The 20,416-nt window shown below is 55.0% G+C and carries 13 protein-coding genes; 3 read left to right on the forward strand and 10 right to left on the reverse strand.

The features are described from left to right. Window position 1: 1 nt before the first annotated feature. From ABDW36_RS08885 to ABDW36_RS08900, 4 genes are read right to left on the reverse strand one after another with little or no spacing between them, the layout of a single operon-like run. Window positions 2-2,854 (reverse strand): glycoside hydrolase family 2 TIM barrel-domain containing protein, encoded by a 2,853-nt coding sequence (locus ABDW36_RS08885; protein ID WP_343701533.1) that lies wholly within the window; start codon window positions 2,852-2,854, stop codon window positions 2-4. A 13-nt stretch (window positions 2,855-2,867) separates the two neighbouring features. Then, on the reverse strand, window positions 2,868-3,656 hold the full coding sequence (locus tag ABDW36_RS08890) for a sialate O-acetylesterase (RefSeq protein WP_343701534.1): 789 nt from the start codon (window positions 3,654-3,656) through the stop codon (window positions 2,868-2,870). Then, complete coding sequence (locus tag ABDW36_RS08895) at window positions 3,653-5,335, reverse strand: RagB/SusD family nutrient uptake outer membrane protein (RefSeq protein ID WP_343701535.1); 1,683 nt, start codon at window positions 5,333-5,335, stop codon at window positions 3,653-3,655. The genes ABDW36_RS08890 and ABDW36_RS08895 overlap by 4 nt, the downstream gene beginning before the upstream one ends. Before the next feature lie 26 nt (window positions 5,336-5,361). Beyond that, window positions 5,362-8,313: a TonB-dependent receptor gene (locus ABDW36_RS08900; protein WP_343701536.1), complete on the reverse strand. Its 2,952-nt coding sequence runs from the start codon at window positions 8,311-8,313 to the stop codon at window positions 5,362-5,364. A gap of 213 nt (window positions 8,314-8,526) precedes the next feature. Between ABDW36_RS08900 and ABDW36_RS08905 the strand changes: the two genes are divergently transcribed. The 3 genes from ABDW36_RS08905 (at window position 8,527) to ABDW36_RS08915 (ending at window position 12,278) form a co-directional block, all read left to right on the forward strand. Further along, a complete protein-coding gene (locus tag ABDW36_RS08905) occupies window positions 8,527-9,540 on the forward strand; it encodes a LacI family DNA-binding transcriptional regulator (protein WP_343701537.1) in 1,014 nt (337 codons plus the stop codon). 24 nt (window positions 9,541-9,564) lie between these two features. Continuing rightward, the gene (locus ABDW36_RS08910) at window positions 9,565-10,806 is read left to right on the forward strand and encodes a hypothetical protein (protein ID WP_343701538.1); all 1,242 of its coding nucleotides are present in this window, start codon (window positions 9,565-9,567) and stop codon (window positions 10,804-10,806) included. Between the two features lie 605 nt (window positions 10,807-11,411). Next, entirely contained in the window at window positions 11,412-12,278 is an 867-nt protein-coding gene (locus ABDW36_RS08915) for a polysaccharide lyase (RefSeq protein WP_343701539.1), read from the forward strand. 129 nt (window positions 12,279-12,407) lie between these two features. Here the strand turns inward: ABDW36_RS08915 and ABDW36_RS08920 are convergent, their stop codons facing one another. From ABDW36_RS08920 to ABDW36_RS08945, 6 genes are read right to left on the reverse strand one after another with little or no spacing between them, the layout of a single operon-like run. Further along, entirely contained in the window at window positions 12,408-13,133 is a 726-nt protein-coding gene (locus ABDW36_RS08920; protein WP_343701540.1) for a DUF1080 domain-containing protein, read from the reverse strand. A 9-nt stretch (window positions 13,134-13,142) separates the two neighbouring features. After that, the gene (locus ABDW36_RS08925; protein WP_343701541.1) at window positions 13,143-14,300 is read right to left on the reverse strand and encodes a Gfo/Idh/MocA family oxidoreductase; all 1,158 of its coding nucleotides are present in this window, start codon (window positions 14,298-14,300) and stop codon (window positions 13,143-13,145) included. Window positions 14,301-14,330: 30 nt separating this feature from the next. Continuing rightward, window positions 14,331-15,377, reverse strand: a complete 1,047-nt coding sequence (locus ABDW36_RS08930; RefSeq protein WP_343701542.1) for a TIM barrel protein — start codon at window positions 15,375-15,377, stop codon at window positions 14,331-14,333. Between the two features lie 27 nt (window positions 15,378-15,404). Beyond that, window positions 15,405-16,643, reverse strand: coding sequence for a hypothetical protein (locus tag ABDW36_RS08935; protein ID WP_343701543.1), 1,239 nt, complete (start codon window positions 16,641-16,643; stop codon window positions 15,405-15,407). Beyond that, complete coding sequence (locus ABDW36_RS08940; RefSeq protein WP_343701544.1) at window positions 16,640-17,698, reverse strand: aldose 1-epimerase family protein; 1,059 nt, start codon at window positions 17,696-17,698, stop codon at window positions 16,640-16,642. The genes ABDW36_RS08935 and ABDW36_RS08940 overlap by 4 nt, the downstream gene beginning before the upstream one ends. Before the next feature lie 25 nt (window positions 17,699-17,723). Next, window positions 17,724-20,399: a c-type cytochrome gene (locus ABDW36_RS08945; protein ID WP_343701545.1), complete on the reverse strand. Its 2,676-nt coding sequence runs from the start codon at window positions 20,397-20,399 to the stop codon at window positions 17,724-17,726. Window positions 20,400-20,416 lie beyond the last annotated feature (17 nt).

Below are 20,416 nucleotides of genomic sequence, written 5' to 3' on the forward strand. Positions count from 1 at the left end.
GCTATCTGAAAATTGTTTCCAATAATACCAGTCTTCTGTCTCCACGGTATTGCATCTTTATGGTACTGCCGTTCAGCGGGCAATCTACCCAGGTGCGGGCGCCTGCTGCAATTTCCTTGCGTACCGGCGGCTGTCCGTTTACCTGTACGGTGACGGGCAGCGGTTCATCCGCCTGGTTCCAAACCAGGGTGGCGGCGGTGGTGCGGCCTTCCGGCACGCGGCACCAGAAGAAGCCTTCGCCGGTATTGCCGGCAGTGTCCAGCGGTTCGGGTACATTCCCAAAGCCGCGGAGATAATAGGGCCCGTACATGCGGCGGCCGTTGGCTACATACTGTACGCCGGGCCTGGTGTTGAAGCCGCCTGCAGCACCCTGGAAGCGGCTGCCTTCACGGGTGAGGCGCACGCTGCTTTTGATGTTGGCAGGTGCACGGGGAACGGCGTGTACCATCAGCCCGCTGTTAACACCGGTCAACACACCCTTTTCAGTGGCATAGTCTCCCCATACAATGGGCGCGGTAATAAGCGGGTAACGGTGATGCCCTTGCACAGTGGCCATATAGTTCACCAGGTTGCCCAGCATTCGGTCAGCCACAGGGTCTATACCTGCGCGGCCGGCCAGGTCAAGGCCGCAGAGCAGCAGGCTGCCCTTGCCGTCAAAAAATTCCGCGAGGGCCATGCCTTCGAGTGCTACGCCGTAGTTGCCCAGCACGGCAATATGTTCCAGGTCTTTTTTATGAACGGGCACAAAACCGTCTGTAACCGGGTAAACTGCCGGGAAGCCGGGCTGTGATTCATTCCAGCCGGTGTAGTCAGACCATACGCGCAGCTGCTCCCGCGTGATGCCGTCAAACACAGGGTGCTCCGGCCTTTCAGGGTTCAGGTATAACCCGTTGCGGGAAGGCCGCGGCGGCGGGGGATAGGCTGGCACGTCCAGCGGAACGGTAATATTCTTTATAGGTGCAGGCAGTATGTTGTTCAGGGCAGGCATGTGCGCACTGTCTTGCCGGAGGCACAACACCCGGCCGCCGACCCGCACAAAAGCCCGCAGGCTGCCCATTTGCGTACGCATGCTGTTTTCGCCCATTACCAGCGTAGCGCCGGCAGGCAGCTGCTGCAGGGATGAAAGCGCTCTGAACGGAATGCTGTTGCGGGTAAATGCGGCAGCCGTTTTGCCGGAAGGGTCGTAGAGATATACTGATGATGCCACCGGCGGCGTGTTTTTTACACCGATGTAAAGGGCATCATAATTTTCTGCTATTACTTTACCATCCCGTAATATTTTCCCTGCCAGCTCGTAGTTGCCGCCTTGCAGTGTGGCCGGCAGCGCTATGGAAAGCTTTTTTTGCCATGTGCTGTAATAGGCTATGGCCGGCAGCTCCAGCGTATCGCTGAGGATGGTGAGGTGCCCGTTGTTGCGGAGCTGGTATACCAGCCGGGCGTTGCGCAGGTCTTCAAACCGGTCATCGTCATTCACCACATGCAGTACCGGGTGAATGGTGGCGCCGGCATATACCTGTGTGGCCCAGTTTTCCCAGCTTACCAATAGCGGCTGGTAAGAAAGGCGGGCCTGGCGGGTAACGGGCTTGGGCCCCATGTCTACAAACTGCTGCACGTTGTTCCAGTGATAGAACAGGATGGTGAACGGGAATACGCCGCTCAGCTCCGGATTGATCACCCGCATGCGCCTGAACAGCTCTGTGGCCTTTTTGAAGGTGAAAGACTGGTGCTCGTCTGCCAGCCGGGCCTGTTCGCTCCACGGCGCATGGCCCGTCCAGTTCAGCTGGGAACCGGGATTTTTATGGTCCGGCGTGAGGTTGTACTTACCATCAGGGCCGGTGTAGTTGCCCACACATTCCGTGAAGGTAACGGGCTGCACTTTTTTCGGGAAAGGTACAATGGCCGTATTGTTGCGGATGTTGATGAAGTTGAAGGGAGAACAGTAATACCAGCCCCAGTAGCGGTGCAGGTCACAGATGTCACCAGACTTGCCGTAGCCGTAACCGGGGTTGCCGATGTAGAGGCGGGTACTGTCCCAGCGGCGGAGGGCGGTATGCGCATAGGTCAGGAACTTGTCCCAGCGTTCGCCCAATTCGCCTTCATAGGCTACCTCATTGGTCATGGCGTATATCATCAGGCTGGGATGGCCGGCAATGTTGGCATACGCTTCGTTCTTGTACCAGCTTACCGCTTTATCATAGGCGGCAGGCGGTTTTTCTCCCATTACGGTGCTGCTGTAGTTGCCGCCAAACACCATCATGCCCAGCTCGTCACACACATCATACCAGGTCTCATTGTTAGGAATGCGGATGATGTTGACATGCAGGCTTTTCATGTACCGCACGTACTCTTCCGCAAACCGGCGGCTTTTTTCAATGGTATCAGGAATGCCGCGGGCAGGGGGATTGATGGCAATGCCGCGAAGGAAGACGGGCTTGCCATTAAGCCAGAGCTGCCCGTTGCGGGACTCGAAGAAGCGGAAGCCGATGCGCCGCTGCAGCGTTTGCTCCTGCCCGCCCGCGCCGCTAACGGTGAAACGCAGGTGATAAAGGTATGGAGCGGCAGGCGTCCATGCCTGCGCGTTAACAGGGCCGGTATGGAAGATGAGCTTTTTTTCTTCCGCCAGTACGGCGGAAGGTGCCAGCGTCTTGTCAAAGATGGTTTTGCCGGTGAGGCTGTCTGTTATCCTGACCCTGTACTGCGCGCCTGCCGCGGGCAACCCGTCAAAGACAGCTTCCAGCTTTACCGTGCTCAGCGTAGTAAAAGCGGTGATGCGTTGCGGCACGCCGGTGGCGTACAGGTGGCATGAGAATAGCAGGGCCATGTACAACAAGGCCAGTTTCCTGAATACGTTCATCAATTTTTACATTTTATGACTTGCGCTTTTGCAAGGCTTTCATTTTTGCCGCAAAGCGTTTGCCGTATGCAGCGGCAGACGCAGCGTCAAAATGTGTATTGTCTCCTTTATGGGTCAGTCCTTCGGAAGTGGCTACGGCCGTGTAAGGTACCAGTTGCGGCAGCTTGTGCAGCTCAACATTGAACTGGCGGTAGTTGTCCCTGAATTGGCCCAGTTCCCCGGCCACAAAGGGCAGCTGGGGGTTGCCGGCTACCGTGCGGATGCGTTCTATCAGCGCCTGCAATTTGGACAGGTAGGTCTTGACCTTTTCCGGGCTGGAATCAGACTCTCCCTGCAGCCAGATCACGCCGCGCAGGGTGCCGCTTTTCATGGCTTCCTGCAGCCGCACCAGCATATCGTCATACGGGTGAGTGCCGGTAGGTTTGTCAAAACCGCCGGGCACCCATGATTCAATGGAGCTGCCGCCTACGGAGCAGGGTATCAGTGCAATGGTTTTCCGTTTCCGCTTTTTGGCCATGATCTCCGCAAAAGAAATGCCCGGGCCTACGCCCGCCACTTTCGGCTTGTCGAAGTGCAGCGGGTGTCTGGCCTGTACCCATTGCAGGTCTTTGGTGAGCATCACCACGTGGCGCGGCGCTTCCATAGCGTAAGCGCCGCTTATTTCGCCACGGCCGGCCATGTTAGACTGGCCAATTACCAGGTAAAGGTCATAATCCGATTGCTGCTGTGCCTTAACGCCGTTTACCATCAGCAGCGCCGTACAGCAGGCAGCTGCCAGTTTCAGAAGGTGTTGTATCATCATTGGTCGTACCCCGGGTTTTGTTCCATGGGTTTGGTAAGGTTTGCGTCTATGACACTCTGCGGTATGGGCAGCAGCGTGTCTCTCGGTACTATTTTAGCGCCGGTGAACCGGTTGTATTGTTTGGTGCGGTTGAACCAGGTGCCGGTGCGCAGCAACGTATACCGCCGGTGCTCTTCAGAAAACAGCTCACGGGAGCGCTCATCCAGGATGAATTCCATGGTTACGTCTCCGGCCGTAATAGGTGTGGCGTGGGCACGGTTGCGGATGGCGTTGATGGTAATAGCTGCGGCGGGCGCATCACCCAGTTTGAACTGGGCTTCTGCCAGCAGCAGGTACGTTTCCGCCAGGCGCAGGTACACCTGGTCGTTATAATTGGATGAGTTCTCTACATCCGGCGGCGGCGGCGCCCAGTCCCATTTGCGCGTGCTGGGCCAGTTCTGTGCCGTGGTGGCGCTGGGGTTGGGCTCGTTGCAATTGATGCTGAGCTTTACCGTATCTCCCAATTTTGAACCCGTCCAGCCCGGTGAAGCGCAGGTGGCGTTGGGTTGTGAGCCGGAAGGCAGGGAAGAAGGGTAGTTCATGATGTAAAAAAAGCGCCATGCATGGTAAGAACCACGGTCGTCATTAGCCCCGTAAACGGAAAACGCGTATTTGGTAGCGGCAAACCGGCCAATGCCACGGCCACCGTTCTCTACCGAGAAAGTAATGGGCGTTTTATTGTTCACTTTGATGGTATTATAACGGTTCACCCACCATCTTCTCATGATGTTCACATCGCCGCCTACCGTCAGGTACTCGTTCTGGAAGGTCCACAGCACTTCGCGGTTGCCTTCGCTGCGGTTGGAATTTTTGTCCAGGAACATATCGGTAAAGGCCGTGCCGGGCTGGTTGGCGTTTACGCCGTAACGGGCGGTCATGAGGTTGTAGTTGGTATTAGACACTACAGCCTGCGCCTTTTCCCTGGCCTTTTCATTGTTGCCGATGGTGAGGTACAGTTCCGCCAGGTAGTGCTGTGCTACCGCTTTGCTGGCCCTGCCGTCCATTACGGGTACATCAGGCAGGTGGGCTTCGGCAAACAGCCAGTCTTGCTCCATGGCCGCGCGCACTTCCGCTACCGGCGTTCTATCCCAGTCCGTGCGGATGTTGTTGCCGTCAGATTCATGCAGGTTCAGCGGTACGTTGCCCCAGAGGTAGGTGAGGTGGCGGTAGGCCCAGGCCCTGATGAGGCGCGCTTCCGCAACTACCTGGTTCTTTTCGTCTTCCGTCCATTCCACATCAGGGTTTTCAGCCCGGTCTACAATGGTGTTGGCGGCGTTGATAGTCTGGTAGAGATATTCCCAGAGGTTGCGGATATAACCGGCTGTGGGGTTCATACGTACGCCAAAATCGTTGAACACGGATTCCGCGGCGCCGCCGGCGGGGTAGAGGCTGTAAGCATTGTCTACGCCAATAACGGCGGCGGTGCTGGTAAGGTCGTTGCTGGCGCCGTTGATGCCCTTGCGTTCAGACCGTACCCTGTTGTACAGGCCGTAGAGGCCTGCGTCAAAACCGGCCTTGTTTACGTACAGGTTGTCAGGCGCAATGATGGCCTTGGGCTCTTCATCGAGAAAACCCTTGTGGCATTGCAGGCCGCTGAGTACTAATATGGTGGAAAGCGATAGCTTGATGACTTTGTTCATAACATTTGTTTTCTGATAAAAACCGATTATAACCCAATGGTAAGGCCCACTACAATTTCCCGCTGCAGCGGAATGCCGTTCTGGTCTGTCAGCTCGGGATCAAGCCCTTTGTATTTGGTAACGGTGGCCAGGTTGCGCGCGGTCACGTAGCATTTGGCCGCATTCAGCTGCAGTCTCTTTTTGAGGGAGGCAGGCAGCTCGTAAGCCAGTGATACGTCTTTCAGGCGCATGAAGCTGCCGTTCTCGTATTGCTGCACGCTCAGCTTGTTGGCATTGGCATCGTTGGAGAAATGGGTGCCGTTGGGGTTCTTGGGAGACCACCAGTCTTTTTTCACGGTATTGCGGCGGGTGTCTGCAAACACGTTGTCGCTTTGCAGCGGGTTGTTTTTGGTGACACCCTGTACGCCGTGCAGAAACACCATCAGGCTGAACTCCTTGTAGCGGAAGGTGTTGGTGAGGCCCCAGGTGAACTTCGGGTCCTGCTGGCCAATAAAGGTGCGGTCAGATGCGGTGTTGATGGTGCCGCTGCCGTCTACGTCCTTCACCCTTACCCAGCCGGGCTGAGCGTCTTTCTGGGCAGAGGCGGCCACTTCTTCTTCAGACCTGAAAATGCCGTCATATTGCAGGGCGTAGATCATACGGATGGGTTTGTTGATGAACCAGCCGTTCAGCACATCGTCTTTCCCGTCTCCATACAGGTCCAGTATCCTGTTGCGGTTGCTGGAAAAGTTGGCGTTGGTGTTCCAGGTAAAGTTCCGGGATTTGATATTGGTGGAGGTAATGCCTATCTCTATGCCCTTGTTAGACGTTTTGCCGATGTTCTGCAATACTTCGGTGATACCCTGTACGGAAGATATGCTCCGCAGCAGCAACAGGTCTTCCGTGCGTGCTGAATACAGGTCTATTGTACCCTGGATGCGGTTGGCGAGCAAGCCGAAATCCAGGCCCAGGGAGAAAGAGCGGGTAGATTCCCAGCCAAGGTTCTCGTTAGATAACTTGTTGGGAATATAGCCGGGGTACAGCGTGGTACCGCTGATATAGGGCGCGCTGGTCATGGTAGCCAGCGAGCTGTAGCTGCTCACGGCCTGGTTGCCGTTGAGACCGTAAGAGGCGCGCAGCTTCAGGTTGCTGAGTACTTCAACCGGCTTCATGAAGTTTTCTTCCGTAATATTCCAGGCTACTGCAGCGGAGGGGAATATACCGTACTTTTTATCCTTGCCGAAGGCGGAGTAGCCGTCTCTCCGGGCCGTGAGCGTCAGCAGGTACCGCCCGTCATAGCCGTAGTTGATGCGGGCCATTTGAGAGAGCAGGTTCTGCTTGAAGTTGGTGGAAGACGGCGTGAGCAGCGAGGCCTGGTTCATCTGGTAGTTGGTGAGCACATCGTTGGGAAAGTCTACACCTTCCAACTGGTCACGGTCAAAATCTTCGCTCTGGCTGCTGTACAACGCCGTGATGTTGAGGCTGTGCACGCCAAACTCGCGGGAATAGTTCAGGATGTTCTCGATGGTGAAGTTGCGGCCCAGGGAGTTGTAGTTGATGGCGTTGCCGTTCTTTTCCAGCCCAACGGCCACGTTCCTGCCGTAGTAGGTTTTGCGTGACACGTTCTCGTATTCAACACCTGTGTTCAGCTTGTAGCTGAGGCCTTTTACAAAAGGAATTTCTACTTTCAGGCTGTTGGTGCTGAAGATGCGGTAGGAATTATCCTGGTTCTTTACGAGTATGTTGCCCAGCGGGTTACGGGCCTGCTTGTTGTCAAGGTAAGCGTATACTGCAATGCTGCCGTCTTCGTTAAACGGTGCGGTGAGCGGGTTGAAGAAGTTGGCGCCGCCGCCCGCGTTCCGGCTGTCGTCAAATTCCACCGGCAGGCCTGAACGGTCCTGGAAAGATATCTGTGTGCTCGTAGCCATGGAAAGCCACGGAGTTATTTTTATGTCTAATGATGGCCGGATGGAATAACGTTTAAAACGGTCATTGCGGGCTATGCCTTTTACATCAAGATAAGTTCCGCCTACGTAGTAGGATACTTTGTCTGTACCGCCGCGCACGGAGAGAGAATGCTGCATTTTGCTGCCCTGCTGGGTGGCCAGGTCATACCAGTCTACCCATTTGCCGGCGTCATACACTTCCTGCTCCTGCGGGCTGAGCACGTTGGTGTTGGCGTTGAGGCGGGTGGTTTTGAATTCGTAGAACTCCGGCCCCGTGAGCAGCCGCGGTTTGTTAATGAGGGTCTGGGTGGAATAGAACCCGTCGTAGGTAATATCCGCCTTTCCCTTTTTGCCCTGTTTGCTGGTAATGAGAATAACGCCGTTAGAGCCTCTTGACCCGTAGATGGCGGCTGCGGAAGCGTCTTTCAGCACTTCTATAGATTCCACATCGTTGGGGTTGATCTCAGAAATGCCGCCGGTATAGGGAATACCGTCCCAGATAATAAGGGGGCTGTTGCTGGCGCTGATGGAGTTACGGCCCCTCACCAGAATGGAAAGATCGTTACCTTCGGCGCCTCCGCCGTTGGTATTGATCTGCAGGCCGGGCACGGAGCCCTGCAATGCCTCTGCCACATTGGTGTTGGGCAGCTGCTGCAATCTTTCTTTCGGGATGGAGGCCACGGCCCCGGTTACGTCCCTTTTACGCTGTGTGCCGTAACCTACCACCACTACGGCGTTGAGGGACTGTTCAGATTTTTCGAGCAGCACGTTGTAAAATGTGTTGCTGCCCACCGTTACTTCCTTTTCGGCAAAGCCAAGTGAGGAAATAACGAGTACAAGGCCGTCCGTTCTGGAGACCTGCAGGGAAAATGTGCCGTCTGGCAGTGTGCTGGTGCCGGACGAAGTGCCTTTAACAGCCACAGCGGCGCCGGGAATGGGATTTCCATCCGCATCTGCTACCCGCCCTTTGATGAGCGTGGTCTGCGCAAAAGCCAGCCGTGGAATAATCAGCAATACCATAATGGTAAGTCGTAACGTGGCGGAGATCGACATAGGCAATCGTTTATTAATGAAAAATGGTAAGATTGGTCCGGTCAGTAATTTTTTGGTTGCATTCCGATAGCCTAATTTATGTACAATCTCCGTCTAAAACCAGCAGGAAAGGGCTAAACGGCTACTACAACGATTGAAATAGAATGTGAAAGCGGTACTTCCGTGTTTCAATTAAGATATTTTTGTATGAATAACCGGCAAAATAAATTCCCGATGAAAAGAGGCGTTACATTGAAAGACATTGCGCAGAAGCTGAACATGTCTGTTTCCACGGTATCCAAATCACTGAGCAACGATCCCTCCATCAGCCCGCCTACCAAGGCACGTGTGAAAAAGCTGGCGGATGAATGGAACTATATTCCCAATGAGGCGGCGCGGCATTTTAAATTGAGCAGAACGTATACCATCGGCCTCATCATTCCCAACCTGATGGACCAGTACTATGCGCTGGCCATTAACGGCGCGGAGAAAGTGGCCGGCCAGCACCAGTACAATGTGATCATTTCACAATCTCACGAAGACCCTGCGCGGGAAGATAAAATTGTGGACCTGATGTTGCGCAACCGCGTAGACGGGCTGCTGGTGGCCATTTCAAAGAACAGGGAAGACATGTCTGTTTTCAAGAAGACCGCCTACACCGGTATCCCCGTCATATTTTTTGCCCGCCCGCCCATGGAAGACGGTTTTGATGCCGTTATTTCAGACAATGAGCACGGCGCTTTCAAGGCCACTGAATTCCTGATCAAAAAAGGGCACAAACAGATAGGGCACATCATGGGCCCGGAGTCTATGTCTGTAAGTTATACACGGCTGGAGGGGTACCGCCGTGCGCTGGAGAAATACAAGCTGCCGTATAACAGCGCGCTGGTAAAATCTTCAGATTTTACGCAGGAAGCTACTTTTGCCGCCATGCGGCGTTTCATGAAAATGGCCACGCCGCCTACGGCTTTCTTTGCGTTCAAGAACTACATTGCGCTTGACGCCATCGAATATCTTAAAAGAAAACACCCGGCCACACTGCATAAAATTGATTTTGCCGGCTTCGGCAACCTGCCGCTGCTGCAGTACCTTGACCACAAGCCTGTAGCTTCCATAGAAGAAAGCTCTTATGAAATGGGAGAAGAGGCCGCGCGGCTGCTGCTGCGCACTATTCACGAAGAGGCGCCGGAGGAGGGGCGCCCGGTGCAGCATATACAGATCAGCTGCAGGCTGCTGGCGCATAAATAAGCAAAACATTGTTTATTTTCCATTATGAAAACGCTGGTGCCACGTTCTTTTCTTCCTTTCGTTTTTCTTCTGACGGCCCTGCCCGCTGCCACACGGGCGCAGCACGTCATGGACAGCAACGGCCTTTCCCGCCAAACGCTGGAGTACTACCTCAGCCGCGCCGTTACCATGGCGGAGTTTCTGGCGGCAGACCCTTTTGGTAATGACGGCCCTTACCCTTACAAGGCAGACGATGTTCGGCTCATTCAAAACATTGGCGCCAAATTCATTGGCCGCGCCATTTACCGCTGGGGCAACGAGCGGGTGTTGAACAACCCCGCTTTCCTGGAGCAGGCGCGCCGCCTCATGCAGCAGGTGCACGCCCGTGACCCGGAAGTAATTTTCCAGGCTGCTGTTTTTGAGGCAGTATCTGAAAAAGTAAATGAAGTGCCCATTCCCGCCTGGGCATTTGAAGCATTAGAGCTGCCGGTGGAAAGGCGCAATTTCCGGTATGCAGACATGCTGAACCTGAACGGAAAATTTGTGGACCATTGGGGCCGCTGGGGCAGCGTGCCTGATATTACGCGCCAGGAGGCGCAGCTATGGCTGATGTACCTCTGCGGCACCTACATGAACCTGGGCTGTGAAGCGCTGCATATGGGCCAGATAGCGCTGATGGGCATGGAAGACAAAGGCCTCCGCAAGTGGGCAGAGTTTATGGCGCATGTGCGCGCTTACGCCAAAAAACATACCCGCCGCCACTGGGTGCTGCTGGATGCGCACACGCCGGCGGGCGGTATGGTGGTAGACGGCAAGAGCCTGCTTGATTTCAATTCTTTCCCCTTGCGCATCAAGCCGGTAACAGGCAAACCCATGGAAGGGATGCTGCAGGTAGGGCATGTAGATGCCATTTATGGCAGAAGCAAAGCCTGCGTTACGCCCAGCGGCTGGCAGTGTGATGCGCTGCCTTACCTGGTAGAGTTCGATAACTTCGGCATCAGCAAAACGCCCGGCGTGGCGGATACTGCTTCGCATTTCATATGGGGATATGACGAGATCACCTGGCTTTACCTGCAGCCGGAAGCCTACCGCGGCAAGTGGCTGAAATACGCTTACAACTGGCTGGCCGCACATGATGCCAGCGCTTTCCTGCAAATGCCCGTAAGCCGTATTATTTCACGGGGAAGAGGTTTTCATGGCGAACGTTTCCGTGGTAACATCAATTCTGCGGCGTGCCCGCAGGGGAACAACATGGAGCTGGTGATCAAAGAGATTTGGAAGGAGTAACGTCTCTTTAAATAAATTCATAGAGCTACGTGTTTTGCCCATGTTCCGCCGGTGTTTTACCGGTGTTCTCCCGGTGTTTAGCCGTTCGCACTTCGGTCTCACTTTGGTGTTTGCTGGTTATAAGCCGTGTATAAGCCGTCTATATCTTGTGTTTCAGTTGTGTATATATTGTCCCTATATAGGGACGGCTCATTCACGGCTGAAAAACCGTTTCCCTATAATTTCCCCGCAACGGAAAACGATGGTTAACGGCTTGTAACACCGGAGAAACGGGGGCGGAGGGCATTGTGATACTAGGCAAAACACCCTCATGGTCCGGCTCTTTTTTATGTTCATGAGCGATAAACCGGGTTTCATGCGCTGAAAACCGCATTTCGCCGCACTTGTGCGGAACGTGTTTGTTCCCGTTCTACATTTGGTGCATGAAACGCAATAACAGGATATTTTATGCTTACGTTGCCCGGGAATGCTGCTACAGTTCCGGCAGGGATAAAAATGCCTGTAAAAAGCGATTTACATGGGGATTTTTGCTTAAATTAAAGAACGCAGTTAAGTATTGTTTGCACGTAACCCGATTTTTTCACGTTAATGAAAACCAAGTAAACATGAATCATCTGAAATCCATGAGCGCTGGTATGCTATTGTTATGCCTCATAGCTACTGCATGCAGCAAGCCCGCCACCTCGGAAAGCACGCCCCTTCTTGCAAATGAAAACAACCTGGCCGCTACGGATGTGTCTATTGCCGCCATCAACAGTTCTATTTCCGAAAACTGGAACAGTTACACCCACGGTACGCAATACACGCAGGCCCAGGCGGAAGCAGACTTTGGCAACATCAGCGGCTGGAACAGCTCCCGGTCTATGATCTCCAACGGCAACCTCCGCATCACCCTGCTGAAAGATGCGCTGAGCGGCGCAGGCGGCGTAATAGCCAGAACGGATATTTCTGACGGCTCGGAGTATGAACTGTCTTACACCGTGCGCTTTCACAGCGCATTTGACTGGAGCCGCGGCGGCAAGCTGGGCTTCGGCTTCCTGGTGGGAGACGGCAATACGGGCGGAGACCCTGGCTGGGACGGTAATGGCGGCAGCATGCGGCTGATGTGGTACAACAACGGCAGCCGCGTATACTTCCATCCCTACATCTATTACCGTGACCAGCCGGGGCAGTATGGTGACAACTTCGGCAAGTCTTACCCTTCCTCCGGCAGCCTCAACCTGGGCCAGACCTACACGGTACAGATGTACATAAAAAGCAACACAGGCACCAGCACCAACGGCCGGGCCAGGATAGTGATAGACGGCACTACCGTGCTGGATACGCCCATCCGCTGGACTACCAATGACAGCAAGCGATTGATCAGGAACCTGTCTTTCCATACCTTCCGCGGCGGCAGCCAGACTTACTGGCAGTCTTCCACAGACGGTTATATTTACTATGATAACCTGGTGGTGAACAAGATACAGTAAACCACCCGTCAATATTTAACTGCCGGAGGCCGGCCGCAGGTAAAGCGGCCGGCTTTCTTATTGCAGCGCAGGCACAAAAAAACGGCCGCTCCCCTTACAGAGAACGGCCGCTCCACAGTGTTGTTTCGACTATAATTCTTTCAGCATAATATCCTTGTACTCCACCTTCATGGGCGGGCCTACATGTACCTGCATACCGAGAAAGCCTTTGCGGCTGCCGTTTACGGTATCATTGTCGGTTACATCACTCATGAGCACGCCGTTGATATAGTGTTGCAGGCGGTTGCCTTTTGCCACTATGCGGCAGGTGTTCCAGTCTTCGCTTTTGATCTTGGCCTTCAGCTCGTCACTGGTGCCAAGGGAGCCGGTGACCTGCATGGGCGTCCATGCGTTTTTCTGGCTGCCTTCCTTGAGGGTCAGGTTGGTGGGAGGGATGGTTACCTGCTGGCCGCGGTAAGCCAGGGTGGTACGTTTCCGCTCTTCGTAGTTCTGCCCGGTGTAGCGGTTGGCTCCGTCAATATCCGCCTGGTAGCCCCTGAGCGCATGCGGAATGTCTGTCAGCTTTTCACTGCGGTAATTGATGCCGCTGTTGCCTTTTTCGCTGATCCTGAACCGGAGGGTCAGCTCAAAGTCTCCGGGCTGGCCGCCCTGCCATACAATGAAGCTGTTTGTTTTCAGCGGCTTGTCCGGTTTGATCTCGCCCACCAGGCAGCCGTTTTCCACGCGCCAGTAGTTGGCGTCACCTTCCCAGCCGTTGAGGGTTTTGCCGTCGAATATTTTTTTGGTCTTTTGTGCGCAGGCCAGTTGCGGCAGCAGCACGGCCAATAATAAAGTGTGCCTGAATAATTTCAGCATATAACTGTTTTATTTTGATGCAAGGTTTACGATTTCCCATGCGCCTGCGGCAGCAGAGTTGAGCACAGCTTCGCATACGGCCTGCGTTTCATATGCTTCCCGGAAAGTGGGAGAGCAGGGTTTGCCGTTTTCCAGGCTTTGCAGGAAGTCTGCCACCTGGTGTACAAACGAATGTTCGTACCCGATGCCCAGGCCCGGCACCCACCATTTATCCATATAGGGCTGCTCGCCGTCGGTAACATGTATGGAGCGCCAGCCGCGCAGTTTGGAATCATCCGAGTTCTCGAAATATTCGAGGCGGTTGAGGTCATGCAGGTCCCAGCGGATGGAGGCGTGCTCGCCATTGATCTCGAAGGTGTACAAAGCCTTGTGGCCGCGTGCGTAGCGGGTAGACTCAAACAGGCCCAGGGAGCCGTTCTCGAAGCGGCAGAGGAAAGCGCAGGCATCGTCTATCTTCACTTTTTCCACCTTGCCGGTAAGCTGGTGCATTCTTTCTTTCACGAAAGTTTCCGTCATGGCGGTTACGTTCTTGATGCTGCCGTTCAGCCAGATGGCAGTGTCTATGCAGTGAGACAGCAGGTCTCCGGTAACGCCTGAGCCGGCCACGTCTGCGTCCATACGCCAGAGGGCGGCGCCGCCCTGCGGCAGGTTGGCGTTAATGGTCCAGTCTTGCAGGAAGTTGGCGCGGTAATGAAAAATGCGCCCCAGCTTGCCGGAGTCAATGATCTGTTTGGCCAGTGTAACGGCGGGCAGGCGGCGGTAGTTGTACCATACGGTGTTGGCCACGCCGGCTTTTTCGATGGCGTCTACCATTGTTTTGGATTCTGCCAAAGTACGGGCCAGCGGTTTTTCGCAAAGCACCATTTTGCCTTTTTCCGCGGCGGCAATGGCAATTTCCGCATGCATATCGTTCGGCGTGCAGATGTCTACCGCATCTATGCTTTCATCAGCTATTACTTTCTTCCAGTCTGTTTCCGCTTTTTCATATCCCCACTGTTTGGCAAAGGCGTTCGCTTTTTCTGCGTTGCGGGAGCATACTGTTTTTAACACTGGCTGGTATTGCAGGTCAGGAAAGAAGTTGGGGATGCGGTTGTAGCCGTTGGAGTGCGTTCTTCCCATAAATCCGGTGCCTATCAGCGCTATGTTGAGTTGTTTTTTCTGGCTCATGTTGTTGGTTTAAGATGAATCGTATAAATATTACCGGGCCTCATACCAGCCGTGTTGCTCCCGTACCTTGATCATGGCGGCAAGAATGTTGTTCCAGGTGTCCGGCAGCATCATTTTCTGGTTGGGGAACATACAGCCGTCCCAGCAGATGTGTTTGAATGCCTTGGTAAGCTGGCCTTTCTCGTCGCGCAGCCAATAACCTGCATCATGGGCAATGTTCAGCTTGCCGTTAGGGTCATTGGCCAGGCAGTGGCGGCCGGTTTTGTCATGAGAGCCGGTGCCGTGCACGGTGCCGTCGTTTTGTGCCACATGGAAGTCTATTGTCCAGGGGCGGAGAGCAGCGGTGAGGGTTTTGAGGCCTTCTTCCAGCGCGGCGCGGTTGCTCCAGTCAAAATTTTCGGGCAGTATACGGTCTTCCGGTTTGTTGTACCCCATCAGGTACAGCAGGGTATGCGCCATATCTGCCTGGAAGCCCATATTGGGGCGGCCCACGGCTTCCAGCGTTTCTATCATGGTTTTCCAGCTATGCATGCCGCCCCAGCATATTTCGCCTTCAGCGGCCAGCTTTTCACCATAGTCTGCGGCTACGTCGCAGGCTTCGCGGAAGGTTTCGGCAATGAGCTTTGTATTGCCGGCGGGATCTTTAGACCAGGCTTCCGGTGTGCTGGCGGAGTCTATACGTACCACGCCGTGGGGGCGGATGCCGATTTCCCGCAGGGTTTTGGCTACGTGGCAGGATTTACGTACCTGCTCCACAAAACGTTTCCGCTCTTCCTTGCTGCCCATGGCGGGGCCACCGTCCGGCGGCCAGATGGGGGCTACCAGGCTGCCTATTTCCAGGCCATGTGCGGCCACCTTGTCTGCCAGTTTTTTAATGCCGTCATCACCACCGTTTACGTCAAAGTGGGGGTTGAAAAGGCCGATGTCTACGCCGTCAAACTTTACGCCGTTCACTTCTGCGGCGGCGGTCATTTCCAGCATTTTGTCAAAAGCGATCACCGGCTCGGAGCCGTCTCCCTTGCCTACAATGCCGGGCCAGGTGGCATTGTGCAGTTTCGGATAATTATTTTGCTGCATGTGCATGTAGATTGAAAAGTTAAAAAATTACAACACCAGGTCAGGGTTACCGGGACCGAAGTGTTTCAGCATCACGATGGGGTCTGTGGCGGAGGCGTTGGTGATGGTCACGCCTTCCCTTGCGGCGCTTTCGCTCACAAAATATTCATCGTGCGTAAGCTGGCCGTAGCGGATCAGCGCGGGTGTTTCAATATCCCACACGCCCATTTTGCCATGGCCCTGCATCATGATAAGACCGTAGGCGGCTGCGTCTTTGATCACCACGGTGGCGCCGGGCTCAATGGTCAGTTCTTTGGCGCTGAACGCGTCTGACTTGTAGCATACCCAGTTTTCCGTATAGCCTTTGGCGCCGCCGGCTACAGGTTTGGGCGCCATGAAGCGGTTCTGGTGAAGGTTGGGATCGAGGTTGAGGTCCCAGTCAATTACATCCAGCAGGGCTTCATAATCCCCGATGCTTTCTTTGGGCGTGCCGTTCCACAGCAGCTCTTCCGGTATTACGGCTTTGTTTACGAGAGACTGGTACATGGCAAACACATCGGAAGCTTTCTGCGGCTCGTAGGTGCAGAGGCTGCCCGGTGCGTGCAGCAGGCCTGGAGGCACGTCCCAGCCGGTGCCGGGCCTGAGCAGGAAGGCCTGTGAAAGATCGGTGATCTTGTTATCCCCTTTCGTGAAATTGCGCAGGCATTCGCCTATCTGCTCGCGGGTAGTGCCGGGGGCAATGCCCATGAAGGTGTAGGGGAAGTCTCCGCCGTGGTTGTTCAGCTGCGGCGGGAAGTAATATGCTTCCGGTTTTCCCAGCTGCCCTATCAGCGCGGCCTTTTCGTCGTTATGATGTATGTGGTGGGGCAGGGGGCCCTGGTTGTCGAAAAACTTGGAATACATGGGCCAGCTTTTGTATGCGTTCCAAAGCCGGTCTCCTATCAGCTCGCCTTTCAGCTCGTCTACCGCGTCTTTCAGCAGCAGGAGCACTTCCTTGCCGCCGTCGTTGAACACTATTTTGCTCAGGCCTTCATGTTCGCCGGTAAGCGGGCCGTTTTTGGCGGGAGTAGTGGAAGACAGCCAGCGTTCATCAATACCGCCGCGCACGCCGCCCAGTACATAATAATCATCGGGATGCAGCTTGATCCTGCGGCCGGGCACACAAAAGGAACGGGGGACCCAGGTGGGAGCGAGGCGGAGAATACCTTTGCCCTGTTCCAGCGCTTTGGCCGCTAAACTTGTTTTTTCCATTGGCATTGCGTTGAGAGTGTTAGTGGATTGTTTCATCGTGGAAATATTTTATGGATGTTATTTTTTTCAGTCAGTACACTTAGCTCCAGCTCGTAAGAGCGGCTTTCTCCCGGCTGCAGCAGAATGAGGGTGCCCTGTTTCCTGGCGGCGGCCTGCCCAATGGGCGGGTGGGTGCCTGGCTCCAGGCCTGTTACGTACTCTCCGGGGCCCCAGTGCTGCCAGTTGGTGAGCCATGGCAGCTGCTCTTTTTTGAACCGCAGCACGGCGGCCAGGCCTATCTGCGGGTTGTGCAGGCCGCAGGTGCTCCAGCCGTCTTCTCCGGCCGCTACGTCAATAAACGCGGCGGCTTCTCCTGTGCCTGCGTGGTTTGCCAAGGGCGGTGCGCATCTCCTGAAATTATAATTTTTATTGAAGATTTGCACACTTAATTCGTCTCTTGGCTGTAAAGGCCCGTCCCAGTAGAGTTCGGCGCCTTCGTCTGCCAGCGGCCAGCCGAAGTTGAAGTGGTAGAGCAGCATGTGCGGCGCGGTGGTATTGCCGCGGTTGGTCACCTGGTCGTGTATGCGGAGCGTGGCTTCACCGATGCGCGCGGAAATGGTGCGGCGCAGCTCCAGGCAGGTGCCGAGCGCGGTGGCCTCTTTGATGATGCCGGTAATGCTCATGTCCAGGTTGCCGGTGACGGGGTCTGGCTGTACCACGGAAATGATTTCCGCGGGCGTGTTGCTCATGCGGCCATGCAGCCCTCTTTCGCCATGCTCGTCCTGTTCCGGGCCGCCGGCGTGGGTGAGGCCGCAGGTGGTGCAAAGGCCGCCGCCAAAGGTCTTTAACCAGGCAATGCCCCTGTCCGATGAAGGATCAGGGGCAGTCTGGCCGGCGTAGCTCAGCCACACCAGGCTGTGCTGGTTAAAAAAAGCTTCCGCAATATCCATACACCTGTCTATCACCACTTTGAACCGAAGGCCCGTGCCGGTGTTGACCCAGGCAATGCGGTTGCCCCTGCCGGGGCCGTTGTCAAGCACAGATGTTTCTATGCCACCCAGTTGTGCATGGTGCGATATTTTGTTATGCCATTGAGGCTGTTGCGGTACCATATGTTGCGGTTTTAAAGTGGTAGTATCAGCGTTTGCCAATCTTCACAGGATTAACAAACATACTATCTTCTTTATTACCGCCTGATTTCAAATATGCCATCAGGTCACGCAGCTCATCCGGGTTCAGCCGGTTAATGAGGCCGGGCAGCATCACAGACACCTGTGAGGCCTTGGTGCCGCTTACCTCTTTTTTCGGCAGCTCCCTGTGCATCTGCGGGGAGAAGGGATTCTGGGAAATAACGTACTTCCCGTCATCTTCATTTACCAGCCTGCCGGTGATGGTGCTGCCGTCTTTCATGGTGAACACGGTGGCGCCGTACTGGTCAGAGATGGTTTTGCTGGGCTCTATGATGGCTTCCAGGATGTCTTTACTGGAAAAGCGGGTGCCCAGCTGCGTCAGGTCAGGGCCGGCGGTGCCGCCTTCGCCTTTCATGATGTGGCAGGAAGCACAGAGCGTGGCGTTGAACATGGCCTTGCCCTGCTCAAAATCCCTGTTGGCCAGGCCGCTGTCTATTACCAGCAGCGCTTCTTCCAGCTGCCACCTTCTGCCGGGGCCCTTGGGCTGGGCGCCGCCCTGCGCCAGGCGACCGTTGCTGTTGAGCAGCGAATCTCCTGAAATGGTGTTGAAATGTGCATACTGGTCTTTCGACACATTTTTCAGCGCGTTCTTGCGGGCCGTGTTGATGAAGCCCAGGAAGCTGTGGCCGCCCTTGAACCCGAAGGCATTGTAGAACCATTTAAAATATTGCTCGTGCAGCTCCGGCGTCCACCCGGCTTTGGCCTCACTTAGCACGGTGGCGTAAAAGGTTTGCTGCAGCGGCGGCATTTTGGAGAGCATACCTGCAATATCCAGCCCGTACTGCGGGTTACGCATGATGAGGTCTGCGGAAGACATGGCGGTTTTCATGGCCGTGGTATCATCTTTCGCTACGGCCAGCAAACCTACGGTCTTTTTAACGGCGTCGGGCGCCTGCAGGTGTACCAGCAGCTTGCTCAACGGGCTGTTCAGCTCGTTGGCAGCGGCAGGGTAGTGCTCGTCCAGGTAAGCAATGGTAGATGTTTTAGCGGCCGCGCCCGGTTCTCCCATGCGCACCAGCACCAGTTCAAAGGCGCGGAGCAGGTCTATTTGCTGTGCGGGGGAAAGCCGGGTGTAGCCGATGGTTTGCAACTGCAGCAGCAGGCTGTCCCTGATGGCTTTATCACCTCTTCTCGCCAGCGCAATAGTGGTCTCAATAACGGTGGCCGGGTCTTTTTCCGCCAGGGCTTTTTGCTGCCAGTTGGCTACAGGCTGGTTTTCCAGCACTGTTCTGGCGGCATAGCGGACAAAGCGGTCTTCATGTTTCAGGTAAGGCCAGGCGGCTTCTATGGCACCGGGTTTTTCGCCGCCATGGTAGCTTTCCAGCTGCCGGCGGATCTTATGAGCTTCTGTAAGCTGGGGCGCTTCGGTTTCCTTGCTGTCTATCTTCTTCCCGTCATCATAATACACACGGTACAGGTCAGACTCCAGCCTGCGGCCGCCGGTGAGGAAGTACATGGCGCCATCAGGGCCAACTACGCCGTCAGTAAGCGGCAGGGGAGCGCCCGACAAAAATTCTTCCGCTTCTGCTTTATAGGAAGCGCCGTCAGGCTGCAGGTGAATGGCGTAAATGATGCCGAAGCTCCAGTCAAATGCAAAAAGCGCCTTGCGGTATTTTTCCGGGAAGTTGGCATTGGCGCAAGACATGAAGTTGGTAGGAGAGCCCTGGCCGATGTTCAGCACAGCGGGCAGGTTATCAGGCCAGGAGGGAGACCATTTATCCGTACCGGGTCGCCAGCCGAACTCGCTGCCGCTGCTTACAAAACAGATGCGCGTGGGGCGGTACCAGGGTGTTCCAAAGTCCCACTCCATATCTGAATCGTAGGTGAACATATCTCCCGCTTCGTTAAACGCAAGGTCAAACGGGTTGCGGTAGCCGGAGCTGATCAGTTCCCAGTTGGAGCCGGTGGAGTCTATATGAGCAATCCATCCGCCATGAGTGTTCACCACATTGTCATGCCCGTTAGGGTCGCGGATGAGCGGCAGGAGGTTGTCTATTTCCCAGGAAGGCGGCATCCTGTAGCTGTTCATTTCCGGTATTTTGGTGAAGTTACCGGCAATCACATACAGCGATTTTTTATCCGGCGCCATCACAATGCTGTGCGGCCCGTGCTCGCCTTCGCCCTCCAGCTCCTTGATCAGCGTGATCTTGTCAAACTGGTCGTCTCCGTCCGTATCCTGCAAGCGGTACAGGCCGCTGCCCTTGTCAAACTTTTTGTCTTTGTTGTGGTTCACCATCACATAAAGACTGTTGAAGGCATAGAGCAGGCCCTGCGCATAGCCCATGGATACTTTGGGCACGGAGTCTGTAGAATCTGCGGGGCCGATGTTCAGCTGCTCAATTTTAAAAGCAGAAGAATCCTGCCCGATGGCAGGCAGCTGCAGGCGGTACAGGAAACCGAACTGGTCGGATACAATAAGCCTGCCTTTGTCATCAAAGGTCATGGATACCCAGGAGCCCTGCTTGTTGTCTCCGGGACTGTACAGGTGCTCCACGTTGAACCTGTCGGGCAATTTGAGTTTGTCGATCTTGGGGTTGCCGGTCAGTTTTCTTTCCTGCGGTTGCTGGCAAGCCACTGCTGTTGCCAGTACCGCCCATAGGCCCCATAATAGTTTTTGTTTCACTCCCATATTTGTTTTTA

This window comes from Chitinophaga sp., from assembly GCF_039596455.1.
In the GTDB taxonomy this organism is placed as follows: domain Bacteria; phylum Bacteroidota; class Bacteroidia; order Chitinophagales; family Chitinophagaceae; genus Chitinophaga.

What these genes read in the sequence shown, in the direction of transcription:
- ABDW36_RS08920 (WP_343701540.1), bottom strand. Translation starts at nt 13,133, where the DNA reads ATGCTGAAATTATTCAGGCACACTTTATTATTGGCCGTGCTGCTGCCG.
- ABDW36_RS08940 (WP_343701544.1), bottom strand. Translation starts at nt 17,698, where the DNA reads ATGGTACCGCAACAGCCTCAATGGCATAACAAAATATCGCACCATGCA.
- ABDW36_RS08910 (WP_343701538.1), top strand. Translation starts at nt 9,565, where the DNA reads ATGAAAACGCTGGTGCCACGTTCTTTTCTTCCTTTCGTTTTTCTTCTG.
- ABDW36_RS08900 (WP_343701536.1), bottom strand. Translation starts at nt 8,313, where the DNA reads ATGTCGATCTCCGCCACGTTACGACTTACCATTATGGTATTGCTGATT.
- ABDW36_RS08885 (WP_343701533.1), bottom strand. Translation starts at nt 2,854, where the DNA reads ATGAACGTATTCAGGAAACTGGCCTTGTTGTACATGGCCCTGCTATTC.
- ABDW36_RS08895 (WP_343701535.1), bottom strand. Translation starts at nt 5,335, where the DNA reads ATGAACAAAGTCATCAAGCTATCGCTTTCCACCATATTAGTACTCAGC.
- ABDW36_RS08930 (WP_343701542.1), bottom strand. Translation starts at nt 15,377, where the DNA reads ATGCAGCAAAATAATTATCCGAAACTGCACAATGCCACCTGGCCCGGC.
- ABDW36_RS08925 (WP_343701541.1), bottom strand. Translation starts at nt 14,300, where the DNA reads ATGAGCCAGAAAAAACAACTCAACATAGCGCTGATAGGCACCGGATTT.
- ABDW36_RS08905 (WP_343701537.1), top strand. Translation starts at nt 8,527, where the DNA reads ATGAAAAGAGGCGTTACATTGAAAGACATTGCGCAGAAGCTGAACATG.
- ABDW36_RS08915 (WP_343701539.1), top strand. Translation starts at nt 11,412, where the DNA reads ATGAATCATCTGAAATCCATGAGCGCTGGTATGCTATTGTTATGCCTC.
- ABDW36_RS08935 (WP_343701543.1), bottom strand. Translation starts at nt 16,643, where the DNA reads ATGAAACAATCCACTAACACTCTCAACGCAATGCCAATGGAAAAAACA.
- ABDW36_RS08890 (WP_343701534.1), bottom strand. Translation starts at nt 3,656, where the DNA reads ATGATGATACAACACCTTCTGAAACTGGCAGCTGCCTGCTGTACGGCG.